Below are 15,657 nucleotides of genomic sequence, written 5' to 3' on the forward strand. Positions count from 1 at the left end.
CAGACAGCAGTTAAACGTGAATAGTTAACCGTGAACAGCGAAACCTGCGAAGCGGGAAAAGAATGCTTCGCGTCAGGTGTCGTTGTTCAGCCGGGTTTAGCGTACTAGAAAACGCAACTGGACCCAGCGCAGTACCGCACAGACCGGGCGCCAGAACAAGGCACTGGTAAAAGAGGCATACAGAATAGTGTAGGGAGGGTAGAGGGTGCGCCCGACGGACTCCTGCACCATATAGGCCAGCAGGCTGACGGTACCGACCAGCAGGAACACGACGGCACATTGCTGTATTGAAGTGAACACCCGCATGCGCTTGTAGGCCGCCAGCATCACATAAGCGCCAAGCGCAAAGGCCAGGCCCCACTGCCCCAGCGTGGTCCCGACCAGAACGTCGTGATACAAACCCACACCGAAGCCCCACAGCACACCGATTCGCCGGGGCAACGCCAATACCCAGTAGACCAGCACCAGCAACATCCACTCTGGACGCACCCAGTTCAGGGCCTCCGGTAACGGCACCACTTCCAGCAAGGCGGCAATCAGCAACGAAACAATAATTACCCCGGTTCCGGACGGACGATCACCGCGCATCGGCATCTCCCCGTGTCAGCGGACTGGCAGGCGTTTGCGTAGGCTGAACCAGCAGCACGTGGCTGGCCCTGTCGATTCGGGCAGTCGGAAGCGCGGTAATGTCGGCATAGGGCGCACCGGACTGGTGGCGCACGGAAGTCACCGTCCCCACCGGGTAGCCACGCGGATAACGCTGCCCAAGACCGGTACTGACCAGCAAATCCCCTTCCTCGATATCCGCCGTATCCGGCACATACAAAAGCCGCAACCCGGTCTGACCATTCCCCGCCAGTACCGCGCGAACGCCGTTACGATTCACCTGCACACTCATGGCATGACTGGCATCGGTGAGCAACAACACACGGGAACTCAACGGACCGGCATCGACCACTTGCCCGATCAGCCCCTGTGCATCCAGCACCGCCTGACCTCTAAACACGTCAGAACCGGTACCCTTGTTGATCACCAGCTCCTGACGGTTGGGATCCGGGTCCACACCAATAATTTCGGCAACCAGTACATTGGCATCCAGATCCGCAGACGAGTTCAGCAACTCCCGCAAACGCACATTCTCGGCTTCCAGTACCGCCAGGCGCTGGACCTTTTGTTCAAGAATCAGGGATTGGCGCTGCAGACGCTGGTTCTCTTCCATCAGTGACGAGCGGCTTTGCGCCTGCTCGGTCAGCCACTGGCCAGAATCCACCGGCAAATGGGCAACGTAATGGATAGGGGCAGTGAGATACGCCAGTACATGCCGCACTGGCTCCGCCCACGGCGTACGCTGGTCCAGCACAATCACAATGACAGACAGAACCAGCGCAGCAACCAGACGGTATAGAGGGTTGGCCGAAGCCGTCATCAGCCCATGGCCAACATGTCAAAACCCTGACTGTCCATCAGCTCCAGCGCCTTGCCGCCACCGCGAGCCACACAGGTCAGCGGGTCGTCGGCAATAATCACCGGCAGACCGGTTTCTTCAGACAGCAGGCGATCGATATCACGCAACAGCGCACCACCACCGGTGATCACCAGGCCGCGCTCGGCGATATCAGAGGCCAATTCTGGCGGAGACGCTTCCAGCGCATTCTTCACCGCATTGACGATGGCCGCCAGCGGCTCTTTGAGCGCTTCCAGAATCTCTTCGGAATTCAGGGTAAAGCTGCGCGGCACACCCTCAGCCAGGTTGCGGCCACGCACATCGATTTCACGGATCTCGCCACCTGGGTAGGCAGTACCGATCTCGTGCTTGATACGCTCGGCGGTAGATTCACCGATCAGCGAGCCATATTCCTTACGCACAAAGGCCACAATCGCTTCATCAAAGCGGTCACCACCAATACGCACGGACTCGGAGTACACTACCCCGTTCAGGGAAATCAGGGCAATCTCGGTGGTGCCGCCACCGATATCCACCACCATGGAGCCACGCGCCTCTTCCACCGGCAACCCGGCACCAATGGCTGCCGCCATGGGCTCTTCAATCAGGTACACATCACGGGCACCCGCCCCATAGGCAGAATCCTGAATGGCGCGACGCTCCACCTGGGTGGATTTGCACGGCACACACACCAGTACACGGGGCGCCGGCGGGAAAAAGCCGGTGTCATGCACCTTCTTGATGAAGTACTGGAGCATTTTTTCGGTCACGTCGAAGTCGGCGATCACGCCGTCTTTCATGGGCCGGATGGCAGTAATATTGCCGGGGGTACGGCCGAGCATGCGCTTGGCATCAGCGCCCACGGCAGCCACACTCTTCTGAGCGCCATGATGACGGATAGCCACCACAGAGGGCTCATCCAGCACGATACCTCGGCCACGTACGTAAATAAGGGTATTAGCGGTCCCCAAATCAATGGAGAGATCGGTGGAGAACATCCCCCGAATACGCTTGATCATCGACATCCTGGCCAGTTTCCTGAATTTTCGCGAAAAATGATGCCGGCAGGGAAAAAGCCGCGCATCTACAAGATGTGCGCAACTCTAGCAACGGCAGGCCCTTTGGGCAAGCAAACCCATGCGACCACAGCGGCGCCATGCCCCGGCGGACAGTGGCCCCGGACCGGCGGTCTATGGTACTTTTTGCGGCTTTCCGACCCCACTGACAGGCGCCCGAGACCCCGCCCGTTACCAGTGGGCAGATCACTCCATGGAGACAAGCATGGCCATTGATTCCAAGGTGGTGGCTCAGGTAGCTCACCTGGCACGCCTGAAAGTGGACCCGGCAGACACCGATGCCCTGTCCAGCCGCCTGAATGACATCCTCGCGATGGTAGACCAGCTGCAGCAGGCCGACGTGACTGATGTGGCGCCCATGGCCCATCCGCTGGATGTCACCCAGCCCCTGCGAGACGACACCGTGAGCGAGCCCAATGTGCGCGACAAGGCCATGGACATCGCCCCCGCCGCCGAAGACGGCTGCTTCCTGGTCCCACGGGTTATCGAATAAGCGAGTAAGGCAGCAAACAAGCTATGAGCGACGCCATGCATACCAAGACACTGACCGAACTCAAGGCCGGACTGGCCGCCGGAGAGTTCTCCTCCCGGGAGCTCACCGAGCATTTCCTCGGGCGCATCCAGCAGTTTGACGCGGACATCAACAGCTTCGTCACCGTGACCGAACAACAGGCCCTGGCCCAGGCCGATGCCGCCGATGCGGCCCTGGCCGGAGGCAAGGGAGGCTTGCTCACCGGCCTGCCCATCGCCCACAAGGACATCTTCTGCACCGAGGGCGTGCGCACCAGCTGCGGCTCGAAGATGCTGGACACCTTTATTGCCCCCTACACCGCCACCGTCGTGGAAAAGATGGCAGCGGAAGGCGCCGTGATGCTGGGCAAGACCAACATGGACGAATTCGCCATGGGCTCGTCCAACGAAACCAGCTACTACGGCCCGGTGAAAAACCCCTGGGATCGGGAGCGGGTTCCCGGTGGCTCCTCCGGTGGCGCTGCCGCTTGCCTGGGGGCCCGCCTCGCCCCTGCCGCTACCGGCACCGACACCGGCGGCTCCATCCGCCAGCCGGCAGCCCTGAACGGCATTACCGGCCTCAAGCCCACCTATGGCCGCGTCTCCCGCTGGGGCATGATCGCCTTCGCCTCCAGCCTCGACCAGGCCGGTCCCATGGGCCTCAGTGCCGCAGACTGTGCCCTGATGTTGCAGGCCATGGCCGGCCACGATCACCGGGACTCTACCAGCCTCAATGAAAAGGTGGACGATTACCTGGGCGCGCTCAACGACGACATCCGTGGCCTGACCATCGGCGTACCCGAAGAGTTCTTCCCCGACACACTGGATGGCGCCATTGCCGACAACAGCCGCGAGGCGATTCGTGAACTGGAAAAACTCGGCGCCAAGGTGGTCTCGGTGTCCCTGCCCAGCATCAAGCTGTCGGTACCGGCCTATTATGTGATTGCCCCGGCCGAAGCCAGCTCCAACCTGAGCCGCTTCGACGGTGTGCGCTTCGGGCACCGCTGCGACGACCCGCAGGATCTGGAAGACCTCTACAAGCGCTCTCGCTCCGAAGGTTTCGGTGATGAAGTGAAGCGCCGCATCCTGGTGGGCACGTACGCCCTCTCTGCGGGCTACTATGACGCCTACTACCGTCGCGCCCAGCAAGTTCGCCGCCTGATTCGCGACGACTTTGCCCGCGCCTTTGAAAAGGTGGATGTACTGATGGGCCCCACCGCCCCGGAGACCGCCTTCAAGCTGGGCGACAAGAAAGATGACCCAGTCAGCATGTACATGGCCGACGTCTTCACCATTGGCGTGAACCTGGCCGGCCTGCCCGCCCTGTCCATGCCCACCGGCTTCATCAAGGGTCTGCCCACTGGCACCCAGGTCATCGGCAATTATTTCCGTGAAGGGCAGATTCTCAACGTGGCCCACAAATATCAGCAAGCCACTGACTGGCACAAACAGGCGCCGGTACTGGGAGGTGCAAAATGAGTTGGGAAGTCGTGATTGGTCTGGAAATTCACGTCCAGCTCAATACCACCAGCAAATTGTTTTCCGGCAGCAAACTGTCCACCGGTGCCGAGCCCAACACCCAGGCCTCACTGGTGGACCTGGGCATGCCTGGCACCCTGCCGGTGGTCAACCGCGAAGCCGTACGCAAGGCGGCGTTGTTCGGCCTCGCCATCAATGCCGATATCTGCCGGCACAGCGTGTTCGAACGGAAAAATTATTTTTATCCGGATCTGCCAAAAGGCTACCAGACCACACAGCTGGACAAACCTGTTGTGGGTGCCGGCGAAGTGGAGATTCAGCTGGAAAGCGGCGAGAAAAAAATCGTGCGCATTCACCATGCGCACCTGGAAGAAGATGCGGGCAAGTCCCTGCATGAAGACTTCCATGGCATGACCGGAATCGACCTGAACCGTGCCGGCACACCACTAATCGAAGTGGTCACCGAACCGGATATGCGCAACGCAGAAGAAGCCGTGGCCTTTGCCCGCAAACTGCACGCCATCGTCACCTCCATTGGCATCTGCGATGGCGACATGTCTCAAGGCAACATGCGTTTCGACGTGAACGTGTCCATCCGCCGTCCTGGCGACGCACTGGGCACTCGCACCGAAACCAAAAACCTGAACTCGTTCCGTTTTATGGAACGCGCGATCAAGCTGGAAGTAGAACGCCAGATTGATGTGCTGGAAGACGGTGGCGAGATTGTCCAGGAAACCCGCCTGTACAACGGCGATACCCATACCGCCCGCTCCATGCGCAGCAAGGAAGACGCCAACGATTACCGCTACTTCCCCTGCCCAGACCTGCTCCCGGTAGAAATCACCGAGGCAGACCTGGACGCCCTGAAAGCGTCCATGCCGGAGCTGCCGGACACCCGCAAGGCTCGTTTCCTGGCCGACTACCAGCTGTCCGAGTATGACGCCGATCTACTCTCCGGCGATTTGGCCACCGCCGCCTTTTTTGAAGTGGCAGCCAAGGCCGGCGGCGATGCCAAACTGGCCGCCAACTGGGTGATGGGTGAACTGGCCGCCAAACTGAACGCGGAAGAAAAAACCATCAACGACAGCCCCGTGTCCGCTGACCAGCTGGGTCAGCTGATTGCCCGCCTGAAAGACGGCACCATCAGCTCCAAAATTGCCAAACAAGTATTTGAAGCGTGCTGGGCAGGTGAAGGTGACCCGGATGCGGTCATCGAAGCCAAAGGCCTGAAACAGATGAGCGACAGCGGCGAACTGGAAAAAATCGTCGACGACATCATCGCCAATAACGCACCGCAGGTAGAAGACTACCGCAGCTCGGATGACGCGAAGAAAAAGAAAAAAATCGGTTTCTTCGTAGGCCAGGCCATGAAAGCCACACAGGGCAAGGCGAATCCGCAACAACTGAATGCACTGCTCAAAGAAAAACTGGGCTAACAGAAGTGTGTCCGACGCCGAATATCAGGCGTCGGACCCAGAGGATTAACTCATGACCCAAACCTTCAAGAAACGTGTCACTCTGGAAAAGAAAAACAGCATCGCCTACGTCACTCTGAGCCGTGCAGACAAATACAACGGCCTGGATTTCGACATGATGGAAGGGCTGATTGAAGCCTCGAAGGCCGTCCGCAAGGACCGCGACATTCGTGTCGTCATTTTGCAGGGTGACGGCAAGGCGTTTTGCGCCGGGCTCGATTTCGGCACCGTCATGAAGCAGCCCCTGAAGCTGATCAAGGGTTTCACCAAATACGGCATCAAGAAAACCAACCTGTTCCAGGAAGTGTGCTGGTGCTGGCGAGAGCTGCCGGTACCGGTTATCGCTGTACTGCACGGCTATTGCTACGGCGGCGGCATGCAGATTGCCCTCGCCGCAGACTTCCGCATGGCCACGCCGGATTGCGAGATGTCGATCATGGAAATCAAGTGGGGGCTGATCCCAGACATGACCGGCACCGTGACACTACGCGAACTGGTGCCCATGGACGTGGCCAAGGAATTGACCATGACCGGGCGGCTGTTCAATGGCGACGAAGCCAAGGCCATGAACCTGGTCACCCGGGTATCTGCCACCCCGCTGGAGGAAGCCGAAAAACTGGCTGAGGCCATCAAGACCCGCTCCCCGGACGGCATCAGCGCCGGCAAGGCCCTGTTCCAGCAAACCTGGACCGTGCCCGAAGCCCAGGCGTTCGATATCGAAAGCAAGCTGCAGTTCAAACTGATGCGCGGCAAGAACTACCGCCGTGCCCTGCAAGCCGGGCAGAAAAAGGAAGCTCCCACCTTCCTGCCCCGCGAACGGGATTATTGAGTCGCCGCCCACCCCGCGGCCCCGCCCCTTCCCGGCGGAGATTGACCCACGTCGATCCCCGCCACCCCCTGCAGCAAGGCCATACCGTCGAATGCATTCGACGCCCTCTACTGCCAACCCCGTACTGTTTCGCCTTAATAACTTGCTGCATACTGAAACCAGAACCCACGCATTCATCGAGGCATTGCATGATCTCTGTGGCAGAAGCCAGCGGCGGTTTCCCCGCCCTCACACGCATGTACAAACGTCTGGTCAACGACTTCATCAGCCAGTTGCCGATCCAGCCCCAGACCCTGCCTCTGGTACCGACTGAAGATGCCTTCAAGCACGGCATGTGCGGTGACACCACCTACGTCGTCAAAGGCGGGATGCTGGGCATGCGCTGCCAGGAAAAGAAACTGTTCATCTGGGACGAGGGCGACATGATTCTGCCCGATGCGGGCAACGGTGAAGTGACCTATTACGCCGAGAGCGCGGTACTGCTGGCAGCCTACCCGACCGTGAAGCTGGTGGAAGCGGTCATCGCCGACGCGCAACTGGCCAAACTGTGGACGCGTATCCTGACGACGCAGCAAGGCATTCTGGTGCGCCTGCTATCCGCGCACATGCCAGAAGAGTCCTTCACCACCACCGGCTTTGCCTATTTTGAACCGGGCGACATCATTATCCGCCAGGGCGAACCTGCCGATTACGTGTTCAGCCTGTTTGAAGGCGATGCGGATGTGGTCGTGGATAACGTGGTCGTCGGCAGCGTCAGTGAAGGCGAAGTGGTCGGCGCGATTGCCCTGCTGACCCACTCCCCCCGCAGCGCCACCGTACGAGCCAAAAGCCGCTGCTCGGTAGTCAAAGTCCCCAAACACCAGTTCAAGGATCTGATTCGCACCAATCCGGGCATGATTCACAGCCTGCTCAGCGACATGGCGCGACAGATCAAGACGCTCAATGGCCAGGTGGTGGAACTGTCAGCCTGACCCGCCACCGGCAGGCATGCGCGCAGGCGCAGGGAGGCAGACCATGAAACACCTTCTCGGAACAGCCTTTGTGATTGTGCTGATCATTCTGATCGCCATCGGCCTCACCGCCGAAGAGTCACCGACCGTCTATGAAGTGGAGCCGGATACCCCGATCCATCAATCACCGTCGTGATTCGAACCGCACACCACACAGCCAGGGTCTCGCCGTAACGTCACTTGCCGCCATTCCAGGCTGCGGCCATCAAACAGGTGCAGCTTGCCTCCCAGCTGCGCCCCGCTGAGTACCCGGATCGCCGCCAGGGCCTGCAGGGTGCCCACCGCCCCCACCACCGGACCCACGATCCCAGCCTGATTGCAGGCCAGGTCGCCGTCCGTGCCTTCGCCGTATACACAGGCATAACAGGGCGCCTCCGGCGCTCGCAGATCAAACACCGCCAGCTGCCCGTCCATGCGAATCGCCGCGCCACTGACCAGAGGCTTGCGATGCCTCACACAAGCCCGGTTGATGGCTTGACGGGTAACGAAGTTATCCGTGCAATCGAGCACCAGGGTAGCCTCCGCCACGGCCACTTCCAGCCAGGCATCATCCACCCGCACGACAGCCGCACGTACATCCACCTCCGGGTTCAGCTGCTGCAGCTGGTCACGCAGGGCCTCCGCCTTGAACTGATTGACCTGCCCGCCACGGAACGCCACCTGACGGTGCAGGTTACTGACCTCTACCCGGTCATCATCCGCCAGCACCAGTCGGCCCACACCGGCACCGGCCAGATACAATGCCGCCGGATTGGCCAGCCCCCCGCAGCCCACGATCAACACCCGCGCTGCCGCCAGCGCCTCCTGCCCGGCCAGATCCAGCTCATCCACCATCAACTGGCGGCTGTATCGTTCAAGCTGTTCGTCATTAAACATGGTTGGGTACCGCTTCACGCCTGCACGCGCCACATCAAAATTCCGGCGGAGGTTGCCCCTCGGCAATGTCCACCCTACGAAGAGGCCGAAGCAAACCGGCCAAGAGTGACACGGTCATTGCCACCCAGATCCTGCGCGGTGCGCACATCCTGAAAACCGGCCTGGTCCAACAGTGCCCTCACCGCCTCGCCCTGCTCGAATCCATGCTCCAGCATCAGCCAACCGCCATCAACCAGCTTGCCGGAGGCCTGGCGCACAATCTCGGCCAGGTCCGCCAAGCCCTTATCGTCAGCCACCAGCGCCGAACGCGGCTCAAAGCGCACATCGCCTTCGTCCAGATGGTGGTCGCTGGCATCGATGTAAGGCGGGTTGCTGACGATCAGATCAAACGGCCCTTCACAGGGCACGAGCCAGCTGCCGGCCAGGCATTGCACCGGCGCGTTCAGCTGCCTGGCATTGTCGGTGGCTACCTGCAGGGCGGCCTCGCTGAGGTCCACCAGCGCGACCTGCCAGTGCGGCTTTTCCAATGCCAGGGTGACACCGATGGCCCCGCTGCCGGTGCCCAGGTCCACCACACGGGCGTCATCAGGCAGCGGCAGGGCAAGCGCGATCTCGATCAGGGTTTCGGTGTCGGGTCGAGGAATCAGGGTATCGGCTGTCACCCGGAAAGGACGGCCAAAGAATTCCCGTTCACCGGTCAGGTGCGCGACAGGCTCGCCGGTCTCGCGGCTCGCCGGTCTCGCGCCGAGCCAGCAATGCCTCAAAGGCGGTCTGCTGGTTCGCTTCCAGCTCCCGGTCAGACCAGGTGAACAGCCAGGTACGCGTCTGGCCCAGTACATGGCACAGCAGCAGCTCTGCATCCAGGGCGGCAGAAGGCGACGATGCCAGACGGCCACGAGCCTGCCGCAGGGCCTCATCGATGCGCATGTTACTGCTCGCTCAGGGCAGCCAGCTGATCGGCCTGATGCTCGGCCAACAATGCTCCCAACACTTCGTCCAGATCCCCTTCCATCACTTCATTGAGGCGATACAACGTCAGATTGATGCGGTGATCCGTGATGCGACCCTGGGGGTAATTGTAGGTCCGAATGCGCTCGGAACGATCCCCGGATCCCACCAGGGATTTGCGCTCCGCCGCCTGCTCGGCGTGGGCGGCATTCTGCTGGGCATCATAGAGTCTGGCGCTGAGCAGGCTCATGGCCCGGGCCTTGTTCTTGTGCTGGCTACGCTCGTCCTGGCACTCCACCACAACACCGGTGGGCAAGTGGGTAATCCGTACCGCGGAGTCGGTGGTGTTAACGTGCTGACCGCCCGCTCCGGAAGAACGGTAGGTATCAATACGCAGGTCTTCGTTGCGGATTTCGATATCGCCCAGGTCTTCGGCTTCAGCCATGATGGCCACGGTGCAGGCAGAGGTATGAATGCGCCCCTGGGATTCGGTGGCAGGCACTCGCTGCACCCGGTGAGCGCCAGACTCGAACTTCATCCGCGAATACACACCATCGCCAATGACTCGGGCAATCACTTCCTTGTAGCCACCATGCTCGCCTTCGCTGGCACTGACCAGCTCCACTTTCCAGCCCATCTGGTCGGCGTACTTCGAATACATGCGAAACAGGTCGCCGGCAAAAATCGCCGCCTCGTCACCGCCGGTACCCGCACGCACTTCCAGAAAGACATTGGCGCTATCGCGCGGGTCTTTCGGCAGCATCAGTTTCTGCAGCTCATCGGCCAGCGTCTCGATCTGCGACTGGGCTTCGCGGGCTTCTTCTGCCCCCATTTCACGCATTTCGGCATCGCTGTCATCCTGCATGGCCCGGGCATCCTCCAGGTTTTCCTGCGCCTGCAGATATTCACGGTAGCATTTGATCACCGGATCGATTTCAGCGTACTCGCGGGACAGGTCCCGGAAACGGTTCTGGTTCGATATCACCTCTGGATCCGACAACAGGCCCGACAATTCCTCGAATCGGTCTGCCAGTTTATCCAGCTTGGCTTGTAACGACGCTTTCATAAAATCGATTCCACGCTTCACGCAACCACGCCGCCCGATGGGCGCACGCAACATTCAGGATATTTCGAAGACCAGGGTACCGCTGAAGAACGCCCCGGCTACGACGACGAGTCATCGTCGCCAAGCAACAATTCACGGGCGACCAGCAATGCCTCTGCCCGACCTTCTGCGGCCATCTTGCGCAGGGCCACACTGGGCGAGTGAAGCCACTTGTTGACCAGAGAATGCTGAAAACGGCGCAACACCTCTTCCGCGTCACCGCCATTGTTCAACTGTTGAAGGGCTTTATCCAACTCATCCGCTGCCATGCGAGTGCGATTTTCACGGTAATCACGCAACACACCCACCGCATCCTGTTCACGGCGCTGGCGACGGTGGCGCACAATGGCATCACGGATCAGCTCAGAGGCTTCACGGGCTGCATCCTGTCGGGCCCGGACATTCTCCTGGATCGCCTCCTGAAGATGGTCCACCGTGTACAGGTACACATCATCCAGATTGCCGACCTCCGGCTCGATATCTCTTGGCACGGCAATATCCACCATGAACATGGGCCGGTGGCGGCGTTGCTTGAGTGCTCGCTCTACCATCCCCTTGCCGAGAATCGGCAACGGCGCGGCCGTACAGGAAATCAGAATGTCGGCATTCTCCAGCGCCACGGGCAGCTCTTCCAGACTGATACCCCGCCCTCCCACGCTGGCCGCCAGCTCACTGGCCCGCGCCTGAGTCCGGTTGGCAATGGTAATCTCACGGACCTGTTGTTCACTGAGATGCCGGGCCACCAGCTCAATCATCTCGCCAGCACCGATCAACAAGGCCCGGCTTTTTTTCAGATCGGCAAAGATGTGACGGGCAAAGGAGACCGCAGCATAAGCCACCGACACCGGATTGGCGCCAATGCCGGTTTCGGTGCGGATACGCTTGGCCACAGAGAACACTTCCTGGAACAGGCGCGACAATTCGCCATTGAGCAAACCCGCCTCATGGGCGCGGGCATAGGCCTCACGCATCTGCCCGAGAATCTGCGGCTCACCCAATACCAGGGAATCCAGGCCGCCAGCGACCCGCATCATGTGCTCCAGAGCCTCTTCGCCTTGATGCTGGTACAGAACCGGTTCGATCTTGTCGCGGGAAAGATGACGACGCTCGGCCATCCAGGCCACCAGGTCAGGGGCGCTGTCGTCGGTCAGACAGTAGAGTTCGGTGCGATTGCAGGTCGACAGCAACGCGGCCTCACAAACCCCGGGCACATCGCGAAGACTGGCCAGCGCTGCCTGCGCCTGCTGCGTGGAAAACGCCAGACGTTCGCGTAACTCCACATCTGCGGTGGTGTGATTAACGCCAACAGCAACCAGATTCATAGTGTCCCGTGCCCGTCCGTCGTGACAGGCAATATCCTGCCCTTGCCCGTCCGTACCCGTCAGCCCGCGTTACCCCGAAAAGCGGGGCTGCAAGGGAGAGGCATTTTGCGTGAAAGCGCCCCCCAAAACAATGACGCAGGCCATGGCTACCTTCTATGGCTGCAATAAGGTTTTCGGCTTGCAGAGGCCTGTGCCATCATAACGGAAACACATTGCAGGTCCTTTTGATGTCGCCTTGGTCACTATTGCCGCTCTGCGGCGCATTGCTCTTCACCGGTTGTGCCCATCAACCCGCCGAACCTCCCCCTGAACCCGCGGCCGGGAGCGAGCAGACTGACAGCACGCCGCTGCCACCCGGATATGACAGCGAGACCCTGTCTGACCTGCTGGTAGCCGAAGTGGCCGCCCAGCGACAGGCGCTAGGCGTCACCCTTGGCTATTACGGCCAGGCCGCCAACACCACCGGCGACCCCACCGTCATCCGCCAGGCCGCCCAGCTGGCCAGCTATCTCGAAGACCACCAACAAGCCCTGGCCCTCAGCGAGCAGTGGCTGGAACAGGATCCCGGCAACGAGGAGGCTCTGCAACTGGCGATCCTGTCGGAAATTCGCCTCGGCAATACCGATGCCGCCACCCGATACCTGGATACCCTGATCGGCAGCCATGGGCAGGAATCCCTTGGCCGCATGGTCAGCCAGGCCCGCGGCCTGGACGCCCAGGGCAACCTTCAGCTGGTCAAGGCCCTCGCCCAATTGACAGAGCAATACCCGGATCAGGCACCGCTGTGGTATGCCCGGGCCGTCTGGAATGAACACGAAGGAGAGCTGCAAGCCGCCCTGGACGCCGATGAGCGCGCCATCAAACTGATGCCTCGGCACGAGGATGCCCTTCTGCTCAAGGCCCAGCTGCTCTTCGAAATGGGCGAGACCCGTGACGCCCTCAGGCATATGAAGAAGGTGGTCAAGAAATACCCGGAAGCTCGCCGGCCTCGCATTACCTATGTGCGCCTGCTGCTGGCCACCGGCAATATCGGGGACGCCGAAAAGCAGCTCGCCATTCTGTCCGAGCAAAACCCGAATGATCTGGACCTGAAATTTTCACTGGCCTTGCTGGCACTGGAGGCAGGTGCCACCGACACCGCCATCGACCAGCTCGACGCCCTGCTCGCCGAGAACTACCGTCCAAACGAGATCCATCTGTATCTGGGCCAGGCCGCCGAACAGCAAGCAGATCTGGATCTTGCCATCGACCACTATCTGAAAGTGGATGGCCCACAGGGAATGCGCTCACGGGTACAGGCTGCTCGACTGATGGTCCGCCAGGGCAACCCCGCCCAGGCCCATGCCCTGATCAGCTCACTGCGACGCAGCCACCCGGAACTCTCTACCAGTCTCGCCATTACGGAAGCGGAAATCATCAGCAGCCATGGCAACCAGCAAGGCGCCCTTGCGCTTCTGGACAACGCACTGCAAGACGATCCAGACAACACCGAACTGCTTTATAGCCGTGCCACACAAGCGGAAAAAGCCGGCGACCTGGAGAAAATGGAAAGCGACCTGCGGCGTATTCTGGCACTGGAACCGGATGATGCCAGCGCCCTGAATGCCCTCGGCTACACTCTGGCCAACCACAATCTACGGCTGGACGAAGCCCTGGAATATGTCTCTCGTGCGCTGGCCCTGCGCCCCGAAGATCCGGCGATTCTCGACTCTATGGGTTGGGTTCTGTACCGACGCGGCGACCTGAAAGGGGCTCGCGACTATCTGCGCCGTGCCTATGAAAAGTTCCCGGACCCCGAAGTGGCCGCCCATTACGGCGAAGTGCTGTGGGTTCTGGGCGCTCAGGGGCAGGCCCGGGAAGTCTGGCGCGATGCCCTGGACAGCAACCCCGATGCCCCGCATATCCGTGAGACCATGGACCGGCTGGGAGCCAAACTGTGAAATACCCCCTTACCCGTCTGCTCATTGCGCTCTGCATCCCGCTGATCCTGAGCGCCTGTCAGACGCCCACCACGGAACCTACCACCTTCACCCACCCCAGCCAGATTCAGGGCTGGGAGATGGAAGGCAAGCTCGGCTACCGCACCCCCAATGATGGCGGGAGCGCCACCTTTGAATGGCGCCAGCAACCCGCCCGTGGTGAAATCCGTTTTTCCGGCCCGCTGGGCTTCGGCAGCGCCGACCTTCGCTGGGACACCGGCCGTGCCGAGCTGATTACCGCCAAAGAGCAATATCAGGCCCGCAGCCCAGGCGAACTGGCCTGGCACCTGACCGGCTTCTGGTTACCGGTATCCGCCCTGCAATACTGGGCACGGGGCCTACCCTGGCCTGGCGCGCCGGGCGAAGCCAGCTACGACGACCTTGAGCGTCTGCAGAGCCTGGAACAATTGGGCTGGTCCCTCACCTTTGACCGCTATGAAACGGTGGCCGGCGTTGAACTGCCGTTCCGTATCAAGGCCACCCAGAACGGCAACCGCTTCACCCTGCTGATCAAGGACTGGCAACCCGGCCTCGGACAATGATGGCTGCCATCCTGACCCTGCCCGCCCCGGCCAAGCTCAATCTGTTCCTGCACATCACCGGGCAGCGGGCAGACGGCTACCACTGCCTGCAGACCGTCTTCGCCCTGCTGGATCACGGAGACACGCTGCACTTCGAACGTGCTGAGAGCCTGAGCCTGGAATGCGATGACCCGGAAGTCCCCTGCGACAGCAGTAACCTGATCCTGCGCGCCGCCCAGGTCTTGCAGCACCACACCCAAACGCGCAACGGCGCGCGTATCCGTCTGCAAAAACGCCTCCCCATGGGGGGCGGCGTAGGCGGAGGGTCCTCCGATGCTGCCACCGCCCTGCTGGGCCTTAACCAGCTGTGGAACCTGGGGCTGTCGCTGGACACCCTCGCCGAACTTGGCCTCCACCTGGGCGCCGATGTGCCCGTCTTCGTCCGCGGCCGCAGCGCCTGGGCCGAGGGCGTGGGAGAGCAAATTACGCCGGTTTCCCTGCCGGATGCCCATTTTTTAGTCATTCACCCCGGAATTCATGTATCAACTGCTCGAATTTTCGGCGACCGGGAATTGACAAGGGATACCCCCATCAGTAAATTACCGGCCTCGCTTGAGGCGGTGCTGACCCGCGACTTTCACAACGACTGTGAAGCGGTGGCACAGCGGCACTTTCCGGAGATCGGCAAGGCCCTCGACTGGCTCAGGCAACATACGGGTAATGCCCGTATGACCGGTACCGGCGCTTGCTGCTTTGCACGCCTCACCGGATCGCAACAGGGGCAGCAATTGCTGCAACAGTTGCCACAACACTGGACAGGTTTCGTCGCTCGAAGCTGTAATACTTCTCCTCTCCATCAAACGCTTGGAGAGACACTGGCGAAGTTTCGAGAGACAAAGAATTCAGGCGAATCTGCACAAACGCATAAGTAGTGCAGACCTGTAAAAGCGTGTTGGGGTATCGCCAAGTTGGTAAGGCAACGGGTTTTGATCCCGTCATTCGTAGGTTCGAGTCCTGCTACCCCAGCCATTTTCTTTCCCGGCCCTCCCTTCCCGGGGCCAGAAATTCACGATACGAAGCACG

At 60.7% G+C, this 15,657-nt stretch carries 17 protein-coding genes and 1 tRNA gene; 10 read left to right on the plus strand and 8 right to left on the minus strand.

What is annotated here, in order from left to right:
* Positions 1 to 96 precede the first annotated feature (96 nt).
* The 3 genes from mreD to A15D_RS06695 are packed head-to-tail and all read right to left on the minus strand — an operon-like array spanning position 97 to position 2,463.
* Positions 97 to 588 (minus strand): rod shape-determining protein MreD, encoded by a 492-nt coding sequence (mreD, locus tag A15D_RS06685; protein ID WP_102791303.1) that lies wholly within the window; start codon positions 586 to 588, stop codon positions 97 to 99.
* Positions 578 to 1,426, minus strand: a complete 849-nt coding sequence (gene mreC, locus A15D_RS06690) for a rod shape-determining protein MreC (RefSeq protein WP_102791304.1) — start codon at positions 1,424 to 1,426, stop codon at positions 578 to 580. Before mreC ends, mreD begins: the two co-directional genes overlap by 11 nt.
* On the minus strand, positions 1,426 to 2,463 hold the full coding sequence (locus A15D_RS06695; protein ID WP_035231859.1) for a rod shape-determining protein: 1,038 nt from the start codon (positions 2,461 to 2,463) through the stop codon (positions 1,426 to 1,428). Before A15D_RS06695 ends, mreC begins: the two co-directional genes overlap by 1 nt.
* Before the next feature lie 262 nt (positions 2,464 to 2,725).
* On the opposite strand from A15D_RS06695, the gene gatC reads away from it, so the two are divergent.
* The 6 genes from gatC (at position 2,726) to A15D_RS17445 (ending at position 7,959) form a co-directional block, all read left to right on the plus strand.
* Complete coding sequence (gene gatC / locus A15D_RS06700; RefSeq protein ID WP_102791305.1) at positions 2,726 to 3,013, plus strand: Asp-tRNA(Asn)/Glu-tRNA(Gln) amidotransferase subunit GatC; 288 nt, start codon at positions 2,726 to 2,728, stop codon at positions 3,011 to 3,013.
* A gap of 35 nt (positions 3,014 to 3,048) precedes the next feature.
* On the plus strand, positions 3,049 to 4,509 hold the full coding sequence (gene gatA, locus A15D_RS06705) for an Asp-tRNA(Asn)/Glu-tRNA(Gln) amidotransferase subunit GatA (RefSeq protein WP_102791332.1): 1,461 nt from the start codon (positions 3,049 to 3,051) through the stop codon (positions 4,507 to 4,509).
* Complete coding sequence (gene gatB / locus A15D_RS06710) at positions 4,506 to 5,945, plus strand: Asp-tRNA(Asn)/Glu-tRNA(Gln) amidotransferase subunit GatB (protein ID WP_102791306.1); 1,440 nt, start codon at positions 4,506 to 4,508, stop codon at positions 5,943 to 5,945. Before gatA ends, gatB begins: the two co-directional genes overlap by 4 nt.
* 52 nt (positions 5,946 to 5,997) lie before the next feature.
* Complete coding sequence (locus A15D_RS06715; protein WP_102791307.1) at positions 5,998 to 6,813, plus strand: crotonase/enoyl-CoA hydratase family protein; 816 nt, start codon at positions 5,998 to 6,000, stop codon at positions 6,811 to 6,813.
* Between the two features lie 188 nt (positions 6,814 to 7,001).
* A complete protein-coding gene (locus A15D_RS06720) occupies positions 7,002 to 7,784 on the plus strand; it encodes a cyclic nucleotide-binding domain-containing protein (RefSeq protein WP_022985187.1) in 783 nt (260 codons plus the stop codon).
* Between the two features lie 43 nt (positions 7,785 to 7,827).
* Positions 7,828 to 7,959 carry a hypothetical protein gene (locus tag A15D_RS17445; RefSeq protein WP_255407666.1) on the plus strand — a complete coding sequence of 44 codons (132 nt, stop codon included), beginning with the start codon at positions 7,828 to 7,830 and terminating at the stop codon, positions 7,957 to 7,959.
* Here A15D_RS17445 and A15D_RS06725 read toward each other — a convergent pair.
* The 5 genes from A15D_RS06725 to hemA form a co-directional block, all read right to left on the minus strand.
* Positions 7,944 to 8,699: a molybdopterin-synthase adenylyltransferase MoeB gene (locus A15D_RS06725; RefSeq protein ID WP_102791333.1), complete on the minus strand. Its 756-nt coding sequence runs from the start codon at positions 8,697 to 8,699 to the stop codon at positions 7,944 to 7,946. The genes A15D_RS17445 and A15D_RS06725 overlap by 16 nt on opposite strands.
* Before the next feature lie 74 nt (positions 8,700 to 8,773).
* Positions 8,774 to 9,463 (minus strand): peptide chain release factor N(5)-glutamine methyltransferase, encoded by a 690-nt coding sequence (gene prmC / locus A15D_RS06730; protein WP_369825828.1) that lies wholly within the window; start codon positions 9,461 to 9,463, stop codon positions 8,774 to 8,776.
* Positions 9,390 to 9,626 (minus strand): hypothetical protein, encoded by a 237-nt coding sequence (locus A15D_RS17520; protein WP_369825829.1) that lies wholly within the window; start codon positions 9,624 to 9,626, stop codon positions 9,390 to 9,392. The genes prmC and A15D_RS17520 overlap by 74 nt, the downstream gene beginning before the upstream one ends.
* A 1-nt stretch (position 9,627) precedes the next feature.
* On the minus strand, positions 9,628 to 10,713 hold the full coding sequence (gene prfA / locus A15D_RS06735) for a peptide chain release factor 1 (protein ID WP_102791308.1): 1,086 nt from the start codon (positions 10,711 to 10,713) through the stop codon (positions 9,628 to 9,630).
* A 98-nt stretch (positions 10,714 to 10,811) separates the two neighbouring features.
* Complete coding sequence (gene hemA / locus A15D_RS06740; RefSeq protein ID WP_022985176.1) at positions 10,812 to 12,074, minus strand: glutamyl-tRNA reductase; 1,263 nt, start codon at positions 12,072 to 12,074, stop codon at positions 10,812 to 10,814.
* A 227-nt stretch (positions 12,075 to 12,301) separates the two neighbouring features.
* Here hemA and A15D_RS06745 point away from each other — a divergent pair, with 227 nt between their 5' ends.
* The 4 genes from A15D_RS06745 (at position 12,302) to A15D_RS06760 (ending at position 15,603) form a co-directional block, all read left to right on the plus strand.
* On the plus strand, positions 12,302 to 14,014 hold the full coding sequence (locus tag A15D_RS06745; protein WP_102791309.1) for a tetratricopeptide repeat protein: 1,713 nt from the start codon (positions 12,302 to 12,304) through the stop codon (positions 14,012 to 14,014).
* The gene (lolB, locus tag A15D_RS06750) at positions 14,011 to 14,595 is read left to right on the plus strand and encodes a lipoprotein insertase outer membrane protein LolB (RefSeq protein WP_102791310.1); all 585 of its coding nucleotides are present in this window, start codon (positions 14,011 to 14,013) and stop codon (positions 14,593 to 14,595) included. Before A15D_RS06745 ends, lolB begins: the two co-directional genes overlap by 4 nt.
* Entirely contained in the window at positions 14,595 to 15,506 is a 912-nt protein-coding gene (ispE, locus tag A15D_RS06755) for a 4-(cytidine 5'-diphospho)-2-C-methyl-D-erythritol kinase (protein ID WP_102791311.1), read from the plus strand. Before lolB ends, ispE begins: the two co-directional genes overlap by 1 nt.
* A gap of 21 nt (positions 15,507 to 15,527) precedes the next feature.
* Positions 15,528 to 15,603 (plus strand) — tRNA-Gln (locus tag A15D_RS06760).
* Positions 15,604 to 15,657: the final 54 nt, after the last annotated feature.

Source organism: Alcanivorax sp. MD8A (assembly GCF_002888555.1).
GTDB lineage: Bacteria > Pseudomonadota > Gammaproteobacteria > Pseudomonadales > Alcanivoracaceae > Alcanivorax.